23 protein-coding genes are annotated in these 18,397 nt (G+C 46.3%); 16 read left to right on the forward strand and 7 right to left on the reverse strand.

The window, feature by feature from the left end; genetic code table 11:
• Positions 1-24: 24 nt before the first annotated feature.
• Positions 25-726, reverse strand: coding sequence for a zf-HC2 domain-containing protein (locus NST07_RS14970; RefSeq protein WP_341092746.1), 702 nt, complete (start codon positions 724-726; stop codon positions 25-27).
• The gene (locus NST07_RS14975; RefSeq protein ID WP_341092748.1) at positions 726-1,214 is read right to left on the reverse strand and encodes an RNA polymerase sigma factor; all 489 of its coding nucleotides are present in this window, start codon (positions 1,212-1,214) and stop codon (positions 726-728) included. The genes NST07_RS14970 and NST07_RS14975 overlap by 1 nt, the downstream gene beginning before the upstream one ends.
• A gap of 120 nt (positions 1,215-1,334) precedes the next feature.
• Here NST07_RS14975 and NST07_RS14980 point away from each other — a divergent pair, with 120 nt between their 5' ends.
• Positions 1,335-2,294 carry a phosphotransferase gene (locus NST07_RS14980; protein WP_341378421.1) on the forward strand — a complete coding sequence of 320 codons (960 nt, stop codon included), beginning with the start codon at positions 1,335-1,337 and terminating at the stop codon, positions 2,292-2,294.
• A gap of 436 nt (positions 2,295-2,730) precedes the next feature.
• Complete coding sequence (locus tag NST07_RS14985) at positions 2,731-3,702, forward strand: alpha/beta hydrolase (RefSeq protein ID WP_341092751.1); 972 nt, start codon at positions 2,731-2,733, stop codon at positions 3,700-3,702.
• A gap of 74 nt (positions 3,703-3,776) precedes the next feature.
• Here NST07_RS14985 and NST07_RS14990 read toward each other — a convergent pair whose 3' ends face one another.
• Positions 3,777-4,148 (reverse strand): hypothetical protein, encoded by a 372-nt coding sequence (locus NST07_RS14990; RefSeq protein WP_341092752.1) that lies wholly within the window; start codon positions 4,146-4,148, stop codon positions 3,777-3,779.
• Positions 4,149-4,444: 296 nt separating this feature from the next.
• Between NST07_RS14990 and NST07_RS14995 the strand changes: the two genes are divergently transcribed.
• The 5 genes from NST07_RS14995 to NST07_RS15015 are packed head-to-tail and all read left to right on the forward strand — an operon-like array spanning position 4,445 to position 7,969.
• Entirely contained in the window at positions 4,445-5,416 is a 972-nt protein-coding gene (locus NST07_RS14995; protein WP_342481819.1) for an ABC transporter ATP-binding protein, read from the forward strand.
• Positions 5,409-6,155, forward strand: coding sequence for an ABC transporter permease (locus NST07_RS15000; protein WP_341092756.1), 747 nt, complete (start codon positions 5,409-5,411; stop codon positions 6,153-6,155). The genes NST07_RS14995 and NST07_RS15000 overlap by 8 nt, the downstream gene beginning before the upstream one ends.
• A complete protein-coding gene (locus tag NST07_RS15005) occupies positions 6,155-6,529 on the forward strand; it encodes a GntR family transcriptional regulator (RefSeq protein ID WP_341092758.1) in 375 nt (124 codons plus the stop codon). The genes NST07_RS15000 and NST07_RS15005 overlap by 1 nt, the downstream gene beginning before the upstream one ends.
• A gap of 13 nt (positions 6,530-6,542) precedes the next feature.
• Entirely contained in the window at positions 6,543-7,244 is a 702-nt protein-coding gene (locus NST07_RS15010) for an ABC transporter ATP-binding protein (RefSeq protein WP_342481820.1), read from the forward strand.
• Positions 7,238-7,969: a hypothetical protein gene (locus NST07_RS15015; RefSeq protein ID WP_341378424.1), complete on the forward strand. Its 732-nt coding sequence runs from the start codon at positions 7,238-7,240 to the stop codon at positions 7,967-7,969. The genes NST07_RS15010 and NST07_RS15015 overlap by 7 nt, the downstream gene beginning before the upstream one ends.
• A gap of 143 nt (positions 7,970-8,112) precedes the next feature.
• Here NST07_RS15015 and NST07_RS15020 read toward each other — a convergent pair whose 3' ends face one another.
• Entirely contained in the window at positions 8,113-8,496 is a 384-nt protein-coding gene (locus NST07_RS15020; protein ID WP_341092762.1) for a PilZ domain-containing protein, read from the reverse strand.
• 127 nt (positions 8,497-8,623) lie between these two features.
• On the opposite strand from NST07_RS15020, the gene NST07_RS15025 reads away from it, so the two are divergent.
• From NST07_RS15025 to cysK, 8 genes are all read left to right on the forward strand, one after another.
• The gene (locus NST07_RS15025) at positions 8,624-9,229 is read left to right on the forward strand and encodes a pentapeptide repeat-containing protein (RefSeq protein WP_341092764.1); all 606 of its coding nucleotides are present in this window, start codon (positions 8,624-8,626) and stop codon (positions 9,227-9,229) included.
• Positions 9,230-9,386: 157 nt separating this feature from the next.
• Positions 9,387-11,018 (forward strand): sensor domain-containing diguanylate cyclase, encoded by a 1,632-nt coding sequence (locus NST07_RS15030; protein WP_342481821.1) that lies wholly within the window; start codon positions 9,387-9,389, stop codon positions 11,016-11,018.
• Positions 11,019-11,662: 644 nt separating this feature from the next.
• Entirely contained in the window at positions 11,663-12,040 is a 378-nt protein-coding gene (locus NST07_RS15035) for a hypothetical protein (protein WP_342481822.1), read from the forward strand.
• Between the two features lie 5 nt (positions 12,041-12,045).
• Positions 12,046-12,324 (forward strand): holin, encoded by a 279-nt coding sequence (locus tag NST07_RS15040; protein ID WP_341097655.1) that lies wholly within the window; start codon positions 12,046-12,048, stop codon positions 12,322-12,324.
• A 136-nt stretch (positions 12,325-12,460) separates the two neighbouring features.
• Positions 12,461-12,883, forward strand: a complete 423-nt coding sequence (locus NST07_RS15045; protein WP_341092769.1) for a hypothetical protein — start codon at positions 12,461-12,463, stop codon at positions 12,881-12,883.
• A 228-nt stretch (positions 12,884-13,111) separates the two neighbouring features.
• A complete protein-coding gene (locus NST07_RS15050; protein WP_341092770.1) occupies positions 13,112-13,246 on the forward strand; it encodes a YjcZ family sporulation protein in 135 nt (44 codons plus the stop codon).
• Positions 13,247-13,373: 127 nt separating this feature from the next.
• Positions 13,374-13,826, forward strand: coding sequence for a GNAT family N-acetyltransferase (locus NST07_RS15055; protein ID WP_341092771.1), 453 nt, complete (start codon positions 13,374-13,376; stop codon positions 13,824-13,826).
• A 64-nt stretch (positions 13,827-13,890) separates the two neighbouring features.
• Complete coding sequence (gene cysK / locus NST07_RS15060; RefSeq protein WP_341092772.1) at positions 13,891-14,829, forward strand: cysteine synthase A; 939 nt, start codon at positions 13,891-13,893, stop codon at positions 14,827-14,829.
• Between the two features lie 608 nt (positions 14,830-15,437).
• Here cysK and NST07_RS15065 read toward each other — a convergent pair.
• Both NST07_RS15065 and NST07_RS15070 read right to left on the reverse strand, forming a co-directional pair.
• Positions 15,438-15,758 carry a ferritin-like domain-containing protein gene (locus NST07_RS15065; RefSeq protein ID WP_342481823.1) on the reverse strand — a complete coding sequence of 107 codons (321 nt, stop codon included), beginning with the start codon at positions 15,756-15,758 and terminating at the stop codon, positions 15,438-15,440.
• A gap of 44 nt (positions 15,759-15,802) precedes the next feature.
• Positions 15,803-16,198: a VOC family protein gene (locus tag NST07_RS15070; protein WP_341092775.1), complete on the reverse strand. Its 396-nt coding sequence runs from the start codon at positions 16,196-16,198 to the stop codon at positions 15,803-15,805.
• 159 nt (positions 16,199-16,357) lie between these two features.
• Between NST07_RS15070 and NST07_RS15075 the strand changes: the two genes are divergently transcribed.
• Positions 16,358-16,483: a hypothetical protein gene (locus NST07_RS15075; RefSeq protein ID WP_341092776.1), complete on the forward strand. Its 126-nt coding sequence runs from the start codon at positions 16,358-16,360 to the stop codon at positions 16,481-16,483.
• 972 nt (positions 16,484-17,455) lie between these two features.
• On the opposite strand, the gene NST07_RS15080 is transcribed toward NST07_RS15075, so the two are convergent.
• A complete protein-coding gene (locus tag NST07_RS15080) occupies positions 17,456-18,337 on the reverse strand; it encodes a glycosyltransferase (protein ID WP_341092777.1) in 882 nt (293 codons plus the stop codon).
• Between the last annotated feature and the right edge of the window lie 60 nt (positions 18,338-18,397).

The raw sequence follows: 18,397 nt of genomic DNA on the forward strand, positions 1-18,397 counted from the left end.
TGCTCAAGATATGCTCCAAATATACTAATCCCGCTCCATAAACTGCGCTTCAACGGTATCGCTTGCTGGCGGTAGCTGCATTCCTTGCTTCCAGATCAATATGGGGTTGTCATCCTTGGGTCCATAATAGATGGCTTGAATCTGAGTGGAAGGGTCTGTACGGTTAGCGTTTAATTGTTCGAAATTTACAAAGTCGTACCCGTTGCCAAGCCCAATCGCAGCAGACTTTTTGGTTTTGATGACAGGCCGCATTGGAGTTATATAGTAGATTCCGTCCCCCTCCAAAAAACCCATAACCTGATTTACCAGGTAGCCATCGGTCATTCTCACATGATAAGCGATTTTTCCGTCTTTGAGCCGGCTAACATCAGTGATCTCGATGACACTGGAGGGGACTTCGGCAATATTCCAGCGGAATAAGCCAACATACCCTAGAATGATAACACCGCACAGGGCTGTGGCCAGAAGCAGACCTTTGAGAAATGCCGCAGCTTTGGAGCGGTGCCAGTAGCCTTTGAAGCTGACCAGACCGGTGCTTTCCTGTTTGTTCTTCACTATGACCTCAAACGGCAGATGGCTACTCTCTTGCAGCTTGTGCAACGCGGTTGTACATTGCTCGCAGGTAGCTAAGTGAGCCTCAATCGATTCCCTGGTATCTGCGCTGCACACCTCATCATAGTAGAGCGGCAGCAAATCCCCGACGACTCCGCAGGACAGTTTGTTCATCAATTTTCCTCCATTAATAAGTCTTGTATGATGTTTCTAGCGCGGTGAAATGTAACCCTGGCCCAGCTTTCCGTTCTGCCAAAAACCTGACTGATATGGTCAAAGGATAACTCTCCAAACACCCTCAGTGTAAAGACTTCCTTATAAGGTTCTTTCAGACTGTGCAGTAGCTTGTGGATTCGCAGGGCTTCGGTCTTGTCGATCAGCTTTTGTTCAATCGTGAAACTGTTCTTGTGTATTTTTTCCTGCGGATCGCCCGGTTCGTAGCGCTTTTGTTTGTCCATATAAGTGAAATAGGTGTTTTTGGCGATTTGACACAGCCAGACACTAATTTTACAATTGCCTTTGAACTGGTTAATATTTTTCACTGCTTTTACAAACGTTTCTTGCGTAATCTCCTCAGCAATCTGCTTACTTCTGCTTAAGGATAGCGCAAACAAGTATACGTCCTGAAAATATTGCTCGTAGATTTGTTCTACATCGGTCACATGTTCACCACCTTACATATAAGACCCGCTCACGGGAGATTCGTTACAAAACAATTAAGAGAGGGGCATAAGCCTACGGATACTATTGTAAGCCAAGTTTGGCCGGAGTGGAGTGGAACGTTGAGGAAGCGGAGCGGGGGTTGGAATAATACAACCTATTTTGTAGAAAATAGCACACGCCGCGCCGTGCTGCGAATCTATGATACACATAAAGATAGAGAGAAAATCGAATTCGAGCATGCCGTACTGCAAAAGCTGGGGATGTTGTCTTTACCCTTCAAAGTGCCTGTTCCTATCGGGACACCGGCCGGAGAAACTTTGGTTCAGCTGGAGGACGGGGCTGGTAAATTTAGCTGCTTGTTCGAATACATAGACGGAGATTCGCCCACTGAGCAGGAGTTTGGCTATTACGAATCCTTCGGGGAGGCGGCAGGTACATTGTCTGTAGTGCTGGCAGAGATAAGTCCCGGACTTGCTCCGGTCTACCGGCCTTATTATGAGCTGCGGCAGGCTTATCCGCTATGTACCGGAGAAGTAATCCGTGAGCTGTGTCTGCAACCGCCAGTTCCCTTTACTGAACTTGCCAAGGGATTGGAGATCCTTTACAGCGCTTATGAAAATATCGCGGGTTCGCTGGCTGAACTTAAGGGGTTGCCGCATCAGCTGGTGCACGGAGATTTGAATGCTTCCAATCTGCTGGTGGAGACAAGCGATCACCGGCAAGTAGCTGCGCTGCTTGATTTTGAATTTTGCACCTTTGATGTGAGGGCGATGGAGCCTGCGGTAATTCTGTCGGGGCTATTGGGTCATGCGGAGGAAAGAGCAGCGGTCCGGGATTTTTGCCGGGGGTTCAGCACAAGGGTCCTTCTTACCGAAGCCGAAATCAAGGCCGTTCCCGTGCTGATGCTGCTTAGGAAAGTTGATGTGTTCCTGCACTTTGTCACCCGCTATCTGGAGGGCACGGATGAAGCACATGTGCTTCATGAACAAGTGAAACAGTTATCCGCAGAGGTAACCCAGCTGTCAGTTGGAGCTGTACAAATTCAAGAAATTCTGCTGGAAGAGCAAGGCGGAGCTTGATGCAGCTGTCTCCCGGTATGGATCATGGGTCTGCGCTCCACAGCCAGCACCCCCGGTTAAGCGCATTATCTTAATCGTCGAGCTTCAACTCCATATAGAATTACTGCCAGCTTTCCGCTGTACGGAGGTTGACGATTTTTCTGGAAGACGGAAGGTAACGTAAGGCAGTTACTTTGGACTCGTGGGCCAGAATCAGGCTGGTCATATAACCGTTAACATGAAAAGCCCCTTGGGCCGAGGTTGTAACAAGCCAATTCAGAAAACTGAAATAATAGAAAAACCGGTATCCCCTTTGAATTAGTGTATTGTTGGACCTTTGATTTGTGGGATGCCATCAAAAAATTACGAATATCGCTCAAGGCTTAGGAGTGAGAAACGTCTGAATATATCGTTGTCGAGGAGAAGAGCAGCTTCTAACATGGAATTGGAGGAGTGTATGTTAAAAAGAAGAGGTGTGAAAATTACACTCTGCCTGCTGGTTGCACTGATTGTATTGGCCGGGTTAGGAGCCGCATATCAATGGTATGGTTCCACACAGGACAGGAAGAATTATTCACCCGCCGGAGGTCTATATCAGGTAAAAGGAGGTAAAATGCACCTATATACTGAGGGTGCGGGATCAACGACTGTGGTGTTTGCAGCCGGGTGGGGAACAGCAAATCCTTACGCCGATTTTTCTCCATTGTACGAGGGGCTGAGGCAGCATGCGAAAATTGCGGTCTATGACCGCTTTGGTTACGGATATAGTGACTTAACCGGCAGAAAGCGGGATATTGACTCCATCACCGACGAAGTTCACGAGCTGCTGCAAGTTTCCGGTCAGAAGCCGCCTTATCTTTTTGTTGGCCATTCGCTAGGCGCGCTGGAAACCATCCGTTATGCCCAGCGGTACCCTGAAGAAGTGAAGGGGATTCTGCTGATTGACGGGGGAAGTCCTGAATACTATGAGTCTAGTCCGGAGCTTAAACTTGTGTCCGGAATATACAAGGGGCTTCGGGCGACCGGTATATTACGGGCATTATATCATGTGAATGGATTCGCAGAATGGGTAGCGAGTGACAGCAATGGGGATAAGCTGCTGCCCGGGAAGCTAAAGGAAATAAACCGCAAGGCGGTACTGCTGCTGGCGGGCAACCGGAATATGACCGATGAAATTCGCCAGAGTCAAGAGAATGCCCGCGTTGTGCTGGCTGGCAGCAAACCGCTTCCGGTTCCCGTCACTGTCTTAACTGCAGACTATTTCGGCAAGCTTGACGATGATGCCGCCTGGATGGACAGCCAAGCTGTTCTTCCTGCATGGTCCGTTAAGGGCAAACAAATCATCGTGCCTGACAGCTCCCATTATATTCACAGCTATCAGCCTCAGCGGGTGGTTGAAGAGCTGCTGCAGTTAGTTGAAGGGGAATAGCTGATTCATGTAAAAGAGGGTACACCTTAGGCCGGGGTGTACCCTCTTTTTGATATAACGGCAGCCCATAAACTCTAGATCAGACGATATCCGGAAGGCAGCTCTCCGCTGTCGCGGATATTGCGGATTTGCGCTAACGTCAGCCTTTGATTGGTGGAGATGATTGATTCCACGTCGTTGCCGTTGATGTAATCATCCAGATCACGGATACTGTGATTTCCACGCAGTACACGGAAAATGCCTCTGAAGCGGGTTCTGCTGAACAATACAAGCGTAGCATTGCTGCTGGTGGAGAAGAAGCGCAGGCTTTCGATCCCGTCGAGAATGTTGTCTGTATTACGGATCCCGAGATTGCCGGTATAAATTCTGCTCCGTCCTCTGTAGTTCTCCTCCGAGTATACAGTGAGCCGCGGGTAAGTCTGCGAAATATGAACCTCTCGTTTCATTTTCATTCCTCCTAAAAGTTTTGTGAGCATTGCTTCCAGAATCTTCAGCGTACAAAACTGATTTCGGAAGCATGGGTTTAAGCTCTGTGAAATCAGCGTGTGTTGAAGCTCATTCCACTACTATTCTATGTTTGCTTGAGAGGAAGTCTTGGACGAGGGGCTATAGGGCCGCCTTTTAATGGAACCCAATTCCTAAAAAATGGCTTTACATCACAGTGATACTAGTGTACTATGTAACTAACACACCGATACAGTATTTCTTTCTCCAATATTTTCACTTTTTCAGGGAGGTTGCTATGAAACAGTCAATGAATACACAGGGACTTACAACACAAGGGAAAGATTCCATTGTGCTGCAGATGAATCAGGTGAGTAAGGTTATCAAGGGAAAGGCGATAGTAGATCAGCTGTCTTTTGACATCCGCAAAGGAGAAATTGTCGGGCTGCTCGGACCTAACGGTGCCGGAAAGACAACGACGATCCGCATGATGACCGGCTTGATCAAGATGAGCGAAGGGGATGTGCTGGTTCAAGGACATAGCATCCGTAATGATTTCAACCGGGCAATAGCCCATATCGGAGCGATTATTGAGAACCCTGAGTTTTACCCGCATATGACCGGGCTGGATAATTTGAAGCAGTATGTACGGATGAGTGATGATGTTCCGGAATCGCGGATTGAAGAGGTTGTGCAGTTGGTTGGACTGCAGGAAGCGATGAGCAAGAGGGTAAAAGCCTATTCGCTTGGGATGCGGCAGCGGCTAGGTATTGCCCAGGCACTGCTCCATTCGCCGAAGCTGCTGATTCTGGATGAGCCGACGAATGGTCTGGACCCTGCGGGAATACGCGAAATGCGTGATTATATGCGGACAATCGCTGAAGTTGAAGGGATATCCATTCTCATTTCCAGCCACATGCTGGCGGAGATTGAACAAATCTGCCAACGGGCCGTTGTCATTCAGAACGGGAAACTGGTGACAGTAACCAGGCTGGGTGCAAGGGATGAGACGGAAGGAGAAGTGTCACTCACTGTTCGGGTAGGCGGGATGGAAGCCGCACAACGAGTTATACAAGAGATGCAGGGAGTGGGGCTGGGCAGCGTGGATGAGGCCCGTTCTGAACTAAACATACGGCTGCAGGACATCAGGGTGCCTGAGCTTGTTGAGGCATTGGGAAGAGCCAATGTTGGCGTGTACCGGATTACGGAGAACAAACAAAGCCTTGAGGAAGATTTCTTGAAATGGACGGGGGGCAACCGCATTGCGTAAATTTAATTATCTGGTGCTGAATGAGTGGCTGAAGCTGTCGAAGAAACGTTCTTTTTTCGTGCCGCATGTACTGCTCATTCTGCTGCCGCTTCTGTTAGGCTACATGATCAAAGCTTTTTCCGAAGCTTCATTCGCCTCTGCTTCCGAGTTTACGGCGGTGATGCTGCAGCCAACCGGAATAGGCCAGGTCGTCGCAATACTTGCCATCATTGGAACAGCAGGGATTGTATCCAAGGAGTATAGTCAAGGAACGATCAAGTTTCTGCTTATCCGCGCACGCAGCCGTATGGCTATTCTAGCCTCCAAGTATGTAACGGTGCTGCTGTTCGCGCTGAGTCTGACTGCAGTTGCCGCCGTGGCTGTCTATCTCTCGGGTGTCATTTGGTTTGACGTTGGCGGGGGAGAGTCGGGAATAAGAGATATACTACTTTCGCTGCTGTACGGCTGCGTGTACACGGTCGTATATGTAACGCTGGCGTTTATGATCGGGGTGCTGACGACCTCCACGGGAGTGACCATCGGGATTACGATGTTTGCACTGACCTTGGATAAAGTAGTAATTTACCGTGATTTTTACAAATACTTTCTGTTTCCGAATATAAATCTTAGTGTCTACCACAACAACGCAGCGCCGTTGCCGGGAATGACTCTTGGCTTTTCCATTGTTATGCTGGCGGTCTATCTAATTGCGTTCCTGCTGGCGGGGTTTGTGGTGTTCAGACGAAGGGACGTTGCTTGATGACCATTGAATTTGACAACAACCAGCCCATATATATTCAGATTATGAATTATATCAAAGGCGAGATTATCACAGGCAAGCTGAAACCCGGCGATAAAATCCCCTCGGTGCGGGAACTGGCCGCAGAATTGCAGATAAATCCAAACACGGTGCAAAGAACCTTTCAAGAATTGGAGCGTGAAGAGATTGTGGAAACACGGCGGGGAATGGGCAGATATGTTACGGGGAGGGAAGAGACCATTATGACCATAAAAAAAGAGATGGCCCAGGACGTCTTGGACCGTTTTATCCGCGGCATGGAGGAGCTGGGTTTCCAGGGGGAAGAGATCTTGACGGTCGTGGCGGAGAATATTGCGCAAAGGAATAGTAAATAGGGGGATTGCCAGGGTGGACAGTATACTTCAAGTACATCAGGTTACTAAAAAATACGGCTCGAAACAGGCGCTGCGCGGGGTTTCTTTTGAACTCGGTGCAGGAAGAATCACCGGACTGCTCGGCAGCAACGGCAGCGGGAAAAGCACACTCATGAAGCTGATTGCCGGGCTGGCACAGCCAACCTCAGGCAGTATGTCTGTGCTCGGTGTTCCGGTAGGGGAACAGAGCAAAGCATTGGTTTCGTTTATGCCGGACCGGCCCCTGACAGATCCTTGGATGAGTGTGGGAGATGCAATAAAATTCCAGCGCGACTTCTATCCGGATTTTGACCCGGTCAAAGCCAAACGTATGCTGGAGTTTATGAAGCTTAGTGAACGGGATAAGGTGCAGACGCTCTCCAAAGGGATGAACGAACGGCTGCAGCTGACCATGGTCCTCTCGCGGCGGGCGAGTTTATACATGCTGGATGAACCTATTGGCGGAGTGGACCCTGTGGCGCGGACGAAAATTCTCAATGCGCTGATGGAATTTTACGAGGAAGACAGCAGCATTTTGCTCTCGACGCATCTGGTCACAGACATCGAACGGATCTTTGACGAAGTTATTTTTATAAAAAAAGGAGAAATCGTCCTGCAAAGTGATGTGGAGGAGTTAAGGCTGCAACGGGGAAAAAGCATTGACGAGTTGTTCAGAGAGGTGTATGCGGAATGCTGAAGCTGATAAAATACGATTTTAGACGGAGCCGTGACCGGATTCTTGCGTACTTTGTAATCGCAGTTCTGGTGCATGCCGCCACATGGTATTGGAACAGAAACATGGGGGTTCAATTGGTAGCAATCAATCTGACCACCTATGTCGTAGTGGGAATCAGCCTCCTGCTCACTAGCGCGATTACCTATGGCCGCAATTTGAAATCCTATCACCGCCGGCTTCTGCCAGTGAGTTCCCTGTATACTATCTTGTCACCGCTGCTGCTTCTCTGGGCGCTGCTATTATCCGTTGTTATCATCGCAACCCTGCATCTTGGGATCTATATTCTCGTATATTCGGCGGATTTCCTCCCGGGAAATTTCTGGCCGGTATTCCTAAACTGCATGCTGCAGCTTATCTGGTTCTCCGGTTTAACGCTGATCTCCATTATGTTTGCCATCACGTTGGCCAATAGTCTGCGGGTCAAGGGCAAGATATGGATTATTATTGCTGTATTGGTGGTATTCCAGAATGGGCTATCTTATCTTGAACAGCTATTGTTTAAAAGCTCCCTCGCGAGTGTGGAGAGCATGTTCGAGTTTGATATTCTTGAAATGGACTCGGTTCGCAGCGGGATTACATTCTCCTATCCACATCTTAATTACTGGCCGATGTTATTTGAAGCGGTAATTGCAGTTATTCTAATCTATGCGATGAATGTGCTGCTGAAGAAAAGGGTTGAGGCTTAAAGCGCCACTCCATTTGTGAGGGAGGCAGAGGATACTAACTTATCATGCTGCATTTGGCTGAACAAAAGCAGGGCTATTAGCCCTGCTTTTCGTGTTTGCACACCAAAAGACGTCCTTGAAAGAGGACATTCGGTTGTGCCGTATTATCCATTTTGCTGGGCGCTGCGCGTGTTAGTCCAGCTTTCCAGCTCCCGGAGGAGTTGCTCTTCTTCATCCTCCTGCAAATCCAGTCTTACCCCATATTGATATTGGCCAAGTCCGAACATCCAGCCCCAGCGTACACTTCCTACGAACTGAAGTTTGTCTTCTGCCAGCTGAAAGTGGATAATTATCTTCGTATCGCCTGCAGTGAAGCGGAGATTCAGCGAAGTCCGGATTTTGCACCCTGAATGGCTAAGGTCAAGCAGTACGCCCTCCGTAAGCTTGCCTGCCCCGGGACCGTTGTTACCAGCAGGAAGTTCAAGCCAGCATTCGATGGGCTGGTTCATTACATATCGGAACGGTTCTTTTCTGCTGGAGTCGTCCATTGTTCACCTCCGCTAGTTTATTTGCTATTATAACGAAATGGTATCATTTGAACAATCTCCTAAAGTGCTATTTTTAAAAAAGAAAAGTTTTACTTATTTGTTGAAACGAGAGAGGAGCAGATACCCCGTGTATCAATATGACAATGAAAATTTTACCGGGCATAATTTTGATTACGCCGAATTGCGTGATGGAGAACTGAACAGCTGTACCTTTGATAGGTGTTCTTTCAAGGGAGCTTCTATGGAAGAAATGACTTCCAGCGGCTGCCGTTTTGTGGATTGTGATTTTACCGGCGCTTTGCTGAATGCCTCGCTCCATAAAGGAGCGGCGTTCACCAATTGCAAGTTCTCGGGAGCAAATCTGTTTGTGTCTAAATTCGAGGATTGCAAAATGGTCGGCTCCGATTTCTCCAATGCATATATGGACGGCATTACGCTGATCAGCGGGGATTGGTCTTACACCAATTTGCGGCATATTAACCTCAGCAGGCAGGACCTGCGCGGCATCCGGTTTGCTGAGGCGGACATGCTTGGCTGCAATTTGCAAAAAAGCGATCTGCGCGGTGCAGATTTAAGCCGGGTACAGCTGGCCCAGTGCAAGCTTGCGGGAGCGGATCTAAGGGATGCTAAACTCGAAGGGATTGATCTGAAAAGCCTGGACTTAAAGGGAGTTAGGCTCGATGTGGAGCAGGCGGTGCTGCTGGCACGCTCGCTGGGGGCTAAAGTCGGCTGATATTGGATACGCGAACAGCTCCACTCTGTAAGATAAGGGCGGAGCTGTTTCTCTGTCTACTACGCTGCTTTTAAGATTGAAGATTTATAATTTCTGCGGCTTTATCCGATAAAAAAATTAACGACACTATTCTGCGAAAGATATGGGGAGAATGTGCATGACGTTTAACCTGCGGACTTTTTTTGCCAGTGCCTTTGCGGTAATTATTATCTTGCTGACTGCACTGCTTATTTATGTAATCGGGAATCAAGCTACGAAATCTGTGGAGGTAAGTATCGGGGGATCGCTTGCTGCAGAGGCATATCAGATGTCGGAGAAGCTGGATCATTTCATGTGGTCGCGTTCCGGGGAAGTGGAAGTGCTGAGCAAGCTTAACGCTTTCCAGAAGCCGCTGGACACTCAAGAAATCAGCGGATTGCTGAATCAATTGAAGAGCAGTTTGCCGGTGTTCACCTGGGTCGGTTACCTTGACCCGAAGGGAACTGTGCTATCCGCAACGGACAACATTCTCCTTGGAAAGGATATCAGCCAAAGACCCGTATTTCAGGAAGGCCGGAAGGGTTTGTTCACGGGTGATGTGCATGATGCCGTGTTATTGGCAAAGCTCTTGCCTAATCCAACCGGAGAAGTCTTGCAATTCGTGGACGTGAGTGTCCCGGTCTACGACAAGCTAGGAATGCTTAATGGTGTACTGGCAGCACATTTGAGCTGGGAGTGGTCGCGTGAGGTAGAGAAATCTATTCTAGACCCGCTCAAAGAACGGATGAAAGATGTGGAAATCTTCGTAGTCAGCCAGAAGGATGATACTATACTGCTTGGGCCTTCTGGGCTGGCGGGAAAGAAAATGTCGAATGAAACGCTGCAGAAAGCCCGGAACGGCGGGAATTCATGGATCGTGGACAGCGGCAGCGGAAAAGATGCTTATCTGACCGGATACGCTTACGGGGACGGTTATTTGAATTATCCGGGTTTGGGCTGGTCAGTTCTGGTTCGTCAGCCAACAGATGTTGCTTTCGCAACGGTACACCAGCTCGAAAGATTTATCATATTAAGTGGATTGGCAGCTGCCGTGATTTTCGGAATTCTGGGCTGGCTGCTTGCCGGGTGGATTGCCCGTCCCTTGAGTCAAATTGCCAAAACGGCAGATTTGCTCAGCTCGGGTGCCAATGTGGAAATCCCCGCCTTGTCCCGCTTTAAGGATGTGGCCATCTTGTCAACCTCACTGCGGAATCTGGTCAGCAATCTGACCAAAACAGAGAATAAGCTAAGCTATATGTCGGATATGGCTCTGCACGATGTGCTAACAGGGCTGCCGAACCGTGCCGGATTGAACGAATTTTTGGTTCACGCGGTGAACAAGGCCAAATTGAACCGGACAACCCTCAGTTTTCTATACATGGATCTGGACGGATTCAAAAAAGTGAATGATACTTTCGGCCATGCTACCGGAGATGTTCTACTCCAGCAGGTGGCTGTGCGGCTGCGGGAGTGCACCCGTGACAATGAAATCGTTGCCCGTCTGGGCGGAGATGAATTTGTGATCATTCTGAATACTTCTGCAAGCAAACCCATGCAGGAATCGGAGGTTGTTGCAGCGCGCATCATCAGCAAAGTCAATCTGCCGGTCGTCATTGGAGGCGATACCATACAGGTCGGATGCAGTGTCGGAGCAGCCGTATGGACTCCAGAATGTCTGGACACGGCCGAAACTCTGCGGCTGGCAGACGAGGCTTTATATATTTCTAAACGCAGCGGCAAAAATCGGATTACATTTGAAGCCGCTTGCTAATAGGCGCTGTACGCCCAAAAAACCTTTCTGTGTAGATATAGCGGTTAACCTGCCGCTGTATCCTAAGAAAGGTTTTTTTGTGTTGCTATTCAAATGAGATTCTTAGTTGTAAGTAAAACCCTCAGCGCAATTTTTTTCGGGGGGAAGCCCACCACTTGATCCAAAGGCTCCCTTCATCATCATGAAATAATTTAATGCCAAACCATCTAAGGGGTGTCCACAACTCTTTAAAATAATATGATGGCATAGTCCAATAGACCCTCCTTAATAGTTAATTTTCACTATATACTACCCCAATTTTTAGTAACTAACAATAGCTTTTCTATCAATTTCAGGTAAAGTTTTGGTAAAATCAGGGCCGTTTATCTTTAAACTGGTTACTCTATGTATGGTGTAGGATCAACAATTGATAATTCATTACCCCTTTATTCATATAGCTAAACAGCTATCCTGAATTCATAGGAATAAGCACAAGCTATTTGGCAGAATGCGCATTTAATATAAGGAGAGGAAGTGATGAGAGGACGGAGACCGGATTCATTTCCAGAATTATACCCTACGCAACCGAAGATATGAAGCGCAGCCATATTGCGGCAGCGGGATATGCGACTGATCCCAAGTATGCGGCAAAGCTGTTTCAGATAATGAATACCTATAACTTGTACGCATATGATGAAATTAAGGAGGAGGATGAGATGTCGGCGGAAGATAAGCAAAAGCTTGCAAGTCTGGAAAAAGAGCTGAAAGAGCTGCGGATTTTGTTGTCCGATCTTACTGCCAGCAGAGATATGCTGAAGACGGATGTACAGGAGCAGGGGCGGGCGATCACAGGTGTGATTGACCGCCTTTCCCTAATCGAAGGCCAGATGGTGATGAATGTACCGGCATGTGCAGTGCCGGCTTTCAGTGCTGCAGTGACGGCGGGGCTGTTGGATACGCCCACCGGAGGCAGCTTGGATTTCTACCGGGTTCTAACAGTACTGCATCCGGCGGGTTTGCTGTTATCCTTGAAGGAGGGATGAACATCATGTATAACGATGCGCTTAACAATGTGCTTGCTTTCGCATCGGTATTAGCCGTGTTTGTAATGGCTCTTGTTCAGCTTGTGAAGAATAGCGTGAAGCTTCCGCGCAACCTTGTACCGGCGGTTGGCCTGGCAATAGGATTATTAGTCGGGGCCATTGCCTATCCTTTTACAGATATGAATCTGGTGCTGCGTCTGTGGGCAGGCGGACTGGCAGGATTGTCTGCCACGGGCCTGTTTGAACTGGCTTTTAACAAAAGAGATGGAACAACTAAAGATTAATATCTTTGCCTGACGATTCTTCCGAATCTATTTAAGATTTACTATTAATTATTGAACCTAATGGTGATAAGTACAAGCAATCGGTAAGCTCTCTTAATATGATGTGGTATGCAAGAAAGGAAAGGGGGTGCTCATCATGGGAACTTATCTTGATGCTCGAACCTCGCAGAATGCGAGCATAGCGAACTCAATTGCGATTCCGATTTTGTTGCTGAATACTCCGCAGCTGTTCGGACAAATTGGCTTAGTCACCGAAGGTGCAACAACGAATCCGCGAGTATTGTTAAAAGGAACCATCTCTTTGACGCTTCCGCTGGCGCTTGCTGGTATTACAATTACAATAGTGAGAGGAACACTTAGTACCGATCCGGTTGTATATTCTGCTACCTCTACGTTTAGCCTTAGCGTCTTGGCGCCACAAGTCATCACGTTTTCAGCTGCAGACTTTAACCCGCCGATTACTCCTCAATTGACGTACACTGCTTTCGTTAGTTCCAACCTGCTCGGCACGATTCGTGTCGGTCCGGAGAGTTTTGACGGCATTCTGGTCTCCGATTAATTTAAGGTTACTGTGTCTTGTCATGCCTGTAATATTGGGCATGACAAGATGTAGATTTTGTTTGAAGTGCATATCAAAAGAACCGGTGGGAGCCACACCATATATGGATGAAGCTATGCCTCAACATTATTTTTTGTTATGGCCTAAATTTAGACCGTTTCGCCCAATCTGTTAAGCCAGTCAATACATATTCTACCTTGTAGTAATCATTATGAAGGAGGTAATCTCATGGGTGCAGATTGCGGATACGGTGGTAATGTTGGTGGCGTTCAACATTGTCCGGTAAGTCCTTTTACATCAACAGGTGCAATTCTTGTTCTTTATATCCTGTTGGTCATTATTTTGAGTGCCTGTTTCATCTAAGCTGGATAGCACATCGGCGTGTTCCCGGGCTTTTTGCCGGGGACGCGCTTTTTTCTGGTCTAGTCCGATTTACATAAAGCACCAAAACATTTATATTTGAGGATAATGGCGAAACAAGGAGATCATTATGGATTTCAGGAAAATAAAAAACGGTGAAAGTCTGCCGCTGGAGCTGCTGCTGTCAGCTGATCCTTCTCTGCCGAAAGTGGAGGATTATGTAAAAAGAGGTGTTTGTTATCTCGCAGTTAACAAAGAGGACGTTGTGGGAGTGTATGTGCTGCTGCCGACAAGACCTGTTACGGTTGAACTGGTAAATATTGCGGTTGCTGAAGAGCAGCAGGGCAGAGGAATAGGTAAACAAATGGTGATGCACGCCATACAGACTGCCAGACGGGACGGGTACAGTGTGATGGAAGTGGGCACCGGTAATTCAAGTATAGGGCAGCTTGCGCTGTACCAGAAATGCGGCTTCAGAATAGTAGCCGTGGATATGGATTTTTTTACAAAACATTATCCTGAAGAGATCTATGAGAATGGCATACAGTGCAGAGATATGCTACGGTTATCCCGAGATGTATGATGGGGATGTGAGATGCCCATTCTTGTACAATTCGCTGTATCATTAATTTATTGGAGGAATTGTTGTGACAACTATTTATAAGAATCTAACCGATCTGATTGGCAATACACCCCTGCTGGAGCTGGCAAATTACAGCAGTTCCCATGGGGTTGAAGCTAAGCTTATCGGGAAACTGGAGTACTTTAACCCCGCTGGTAGTGTAAAGGACCGTATCGGCTTTGCAATGATCAAAGATGCTGAAACCAGAGGGCTGATCCAAAAGGATTCGGTATTAATTGAACCTACCAGCGGCAACACTGGGATTGGTCTGGCTTTTGCGGCTGCTGCACTTGGTTACAGGCTGATGATCGTGCTGCCTGAATCGTTCAGCGTGGAACGCCGCAAACTGCTGAAGGCACTTGGAGCTGAGCTTATTTTGACCCCGGCGGCTGATGGGATGTTAGGCGCGGTTACCAAGGCGGAAGAGCTGGCTGCAACAATCCCGAATTCTTTCATTCCGCAGCAGTTCAGCAATCCGGCCAATCCACAAATTCACCGCGACACAACTGCAGAAGAAATTTGGAAGGATACCGGCGGGGAAGTGGACATTTTTGTGGCTGGGGTAGGTACTGGGGGAACCATTTCTGGTGTCGGAGCAGTATTAAAAGCAAGAAAACCGGGCGTGCAAGTAATTGCTGTTGAGCCGGCAGATTCGCCGGTCCTTTCTGGTGGTAAGCCAAAAGGGCATCAGATCCAGGGCATTGGAGCCAATTTTGTGCCCGATAATTTTGACCAAGACGTGGTGGACGAAATTTTTCAGGTTAAGAACGAGGAGGCATACGAAACGGCGCGCAGTCTGGCCAGAACAGAAGGCCTTCTTGTAGGGATTTCCTCCGGAGCAGCTGTTTATGCCGCATCGCAAATAGCTAAACGCCCCGGGAATCAAGGGAAGAACATTGTTATTATCCTGCCGGATACGGGAGAACGCTACTTGTCCACACCACTTTTTGATGGCGAGGAATAAATTCTTCTGCAGGACGTAACTCGGACGACCCAATTTTCCCAAGTAGAACAAAAATCGAGGCCCTATATCCAGGGCCTTTACATATAACAACGATAAAAGAGCTGGATAGAATATAAGAATCAAAGCCGTACAAACAAAAAAATATCTGGACAACTATTAATTTATTCTTTTTTATCTTTAACAAAAAACAGGAAGTGCTAACAAGTGTAGATAAGCCAAATAGAATAATCGATGGTCAAAAGTTGGAGTCAAAAGGTATGAAAAACAATCCGGCTATAGCAAGACCATATTGTAATCGAGTAAGATAAATTCTGGTTTGTTCATAAATATCCCTCCTAACTTTAATTAATACGATTATAGAGAGATACACAAATGGCGGTGGTTACAGCTACAGTTATTTTAAGGGGTTGTTGGAGCCCACAATGCCCTGTTTGTCGCCGCCGCAGTCACTATAGTGCCTGCTGGCTGCTCTAGAAAAGGCACAACAACAGGAGGGGGAATGGATCGGTATTGGCAAACGGCTATCAAAATTAGTACGGAGTTGCGACTGAATTTAGTAGTAATAGATTATTATACTTCGCTGCATGCTTCTGCTCATCGAGGTTAATTCAATACAAAGCATCCTTATAAACGCCGTATGGAAGGCCGAACCATATCTTTCGATATTTTTCAACAGCAGACAATTCACCTTGGAAGGCTTTTTGCAACCCGGCAATATACAAATTAACATGTTCAGGAACTTCGCTGCTAACTCCTGTCATTTCATGTCCTGTTAATTCCCAGTACATTTGTCGGAACATTTGATTATGCCCTCGTTCATCATTCCGGATAGAGGTAATAACTTCAGCTTGTTCGTGGTTCGGAGCAAGTTTTATGAATTGGTCATAAAAAAGTTTATCATTTCGCTCCCCTTGGGCTGAATTCCTCATTTGTGTTGTTGAACTAACGTTTCACGTTAGCTTAGATTGTTTTTTTAAAAGATTAACTGACAATCCTTATGCTCCCATACATCAAATAAGTTTCCATCTAGGTCCTCAAAAACAAAAAACTTGCCGTAAATGCCTTCATTGCTAATAGGTCTAGTCGTAACCTCCTCAGATGTTAGTTTCATGTGTAATGATTCAATGTCATCTGTAAAAAATGTTACAACCCACCGTGACCGTCCGTTTACTTCAAAAACTGCTCTTGTATCATTATCAGATTCAATTAAATCAATTATTGGACGGTTATCCCTAAATAAACTTATATAATTCCCTCTATCGTTTCTGATGTTAAAACCAAAGTGTCTGACAAACCACTCTGCAGATTTTTTTGCATTTTTAACCGGAATTACATTGTAGGCGATTCCTAAGATTCTCCCATTTACCATACTATTCAGCCCCTGTCATAAATTTATCTCTAAAATTATTTCAAGGTGGCTACCATATTATCCTGCCCGCTAGCTTAAAGAAGCTTTTTCATGGAGAGACATAGTGATTGTTGCGCAGTGCGAAAACACTGGCGGTAGACTCATATAGCGAAGAAAGGGATGAATGAAATGACCCAAAACACATGGGGATTACAATTCGTGAAAATCGATACTGAAGAAAATGAATTTAAAACATTACTGGCTTTGAACAATGGTTCCGAAGCCAAGGCTCGGAAAGGTATTTAACCAGATCAAAGCGGAGCTTGCAGAGAACCAGGGAGAGCCTGATTGAGTAGTTGATTTGCTTGATGAAGATGATAGCATTGTGGATGATTTTGCGATTACCTCCGACCAAGCTAAAAACAATAGCGTCATTGCTCCGACATTCAGTTATTGCGTAGAACGAGAGTACCGGAGAGTAGACGCATTTAGCGAATCAATATAATCAAGTTGTCCTGTTTTTCAAGAATGAATAAATCACATAACTAGCTGTACAGGCAATGAGGTACGAAACGTAGGTAAAGCCTATGTTCCAGTCATTTTGATAAACAACTTTCCCTGTAAAAACAAGAGCGCTTTCAAGGACAGTTTTTACGAATGTTACTACAGGGATAACAATCCAGGCTCTTCCAACTTTATTTGTCAAGTGTAGCGTGAAGACAGAAAACACTGCGAAAATCCCGAAATTGTAAGGAATAAAGGATATAGTGCTGTAATCTTTAGGTGTAACGTACCACCAATTCATATGGAATCCAACATCATTGAAGAGGAAGGCGAGTAGTGCACCAATTATGCTAGCTTGTATTACAAAAGGCTGATTCCTTTTAAGCAAATGTAGCCCAAACAACCAAGGAAGAATGAATCCCAAAAGTATATTTAATAACACCAAAATCACCTCAGATTAATTATTGCCACAAGTTGCAGTGTATAGGCATAATTTAGCTTTTTTAAGCAAAGAGGAGACTAGGGTAGGGGAGGAAGCCCAATGACACAAAGGGACTGGCAAAAGGAAGTTGCGACAAACGGGCCATTTGATGGATTATGGCGGCATCGTTGAGGGATACTCACCAGAGTCTGTTAAAATTGCCGGAGCTTACTTCGTTAGGGAACGATTTGAATTTAGAGCATACATAAAATAACCCGCCGGGCCGGCGGGATTTTCTTTTTTGCCATCACCTTTTTTGAAGGCATCAACTATTTGACGAAGTTGGCAACATATTAGTATGGAACTCCTGATATCAATCTGGATAGAGCCATTCTGAATATATCGTGGTCGAATACTTGGTATTGTCGATTTTGATCAAGCAGCCAATTCGCAAAACCTGCGGCTGTTCGATAGTTAGCGAAATCTTCAGAATTAACCCCATATTCAGCTAATTTAATCATTATTGCGTATTCCTCATCAGATAATTGAATGCCTAGTTGAGAAAGTTGTCTCTGACGGATTCTTCGTGCAGAATCATCTTGTATTACCCGGTGTTTATTGGACACTTGTCCTTCATGAGGCCGATAGTACATTAAATTGTGAGGGAGATTTGCGAATTTCACGCTTGAGGAAAGCCTGTTCCACAATTCGTAATCCTCTGCATGAGGGTAATTATAATCATAACGAATCCCGAGTTGATCTATAGAACTTCGGCGCATCATAACAGAAGGATGTAGAATGCAACTGTAAAATAAAAGCCAGACCTTAATTTCTTCGTGATGCATAGGATTTAACTTGACGGGCCCGAGGTAGTTCGTTGTATATCCTGTTCCGCAAATATCTATGGTGGGATTAGTGTCCATAAAATAAGCCTGCACTTCCAAGCGATTTAGTGCGGCAATGTCATCACTGTCCATACGGGCGATGTACTCACCTTGGGCCAGATCGAGTCCTTGATTCAGCGAAGTGACAATCCCCATATTTTCACTATGAAATATCTTTTTTACTCTAGTGTCCATTATTTCATGTATAATTCCCGCTGATCCATCTGTCGATCCGTCATCGATTATTATCAATTCTAGGTCGTTTAGCGTTTGCAATAAGATTGTGGTAACTGCTTCTTGTAAATACATAGCGCTATTGTAGACAGGCATAATTACAGATATCCTTGGCACCCAGCATTCCTCCTAGTTTCGGTGTGTCTTATCATCACGTTATGATGAAACAAACTAATA

This window comes from Paenibacillus sp. FSL L8-0340, from assembly GCF_038593145.1.
GTDB lineage: Bacteria > Bacillota > Bacilli > Paenibacillales > Paenibacillaceae > Paenibacillus_AQ.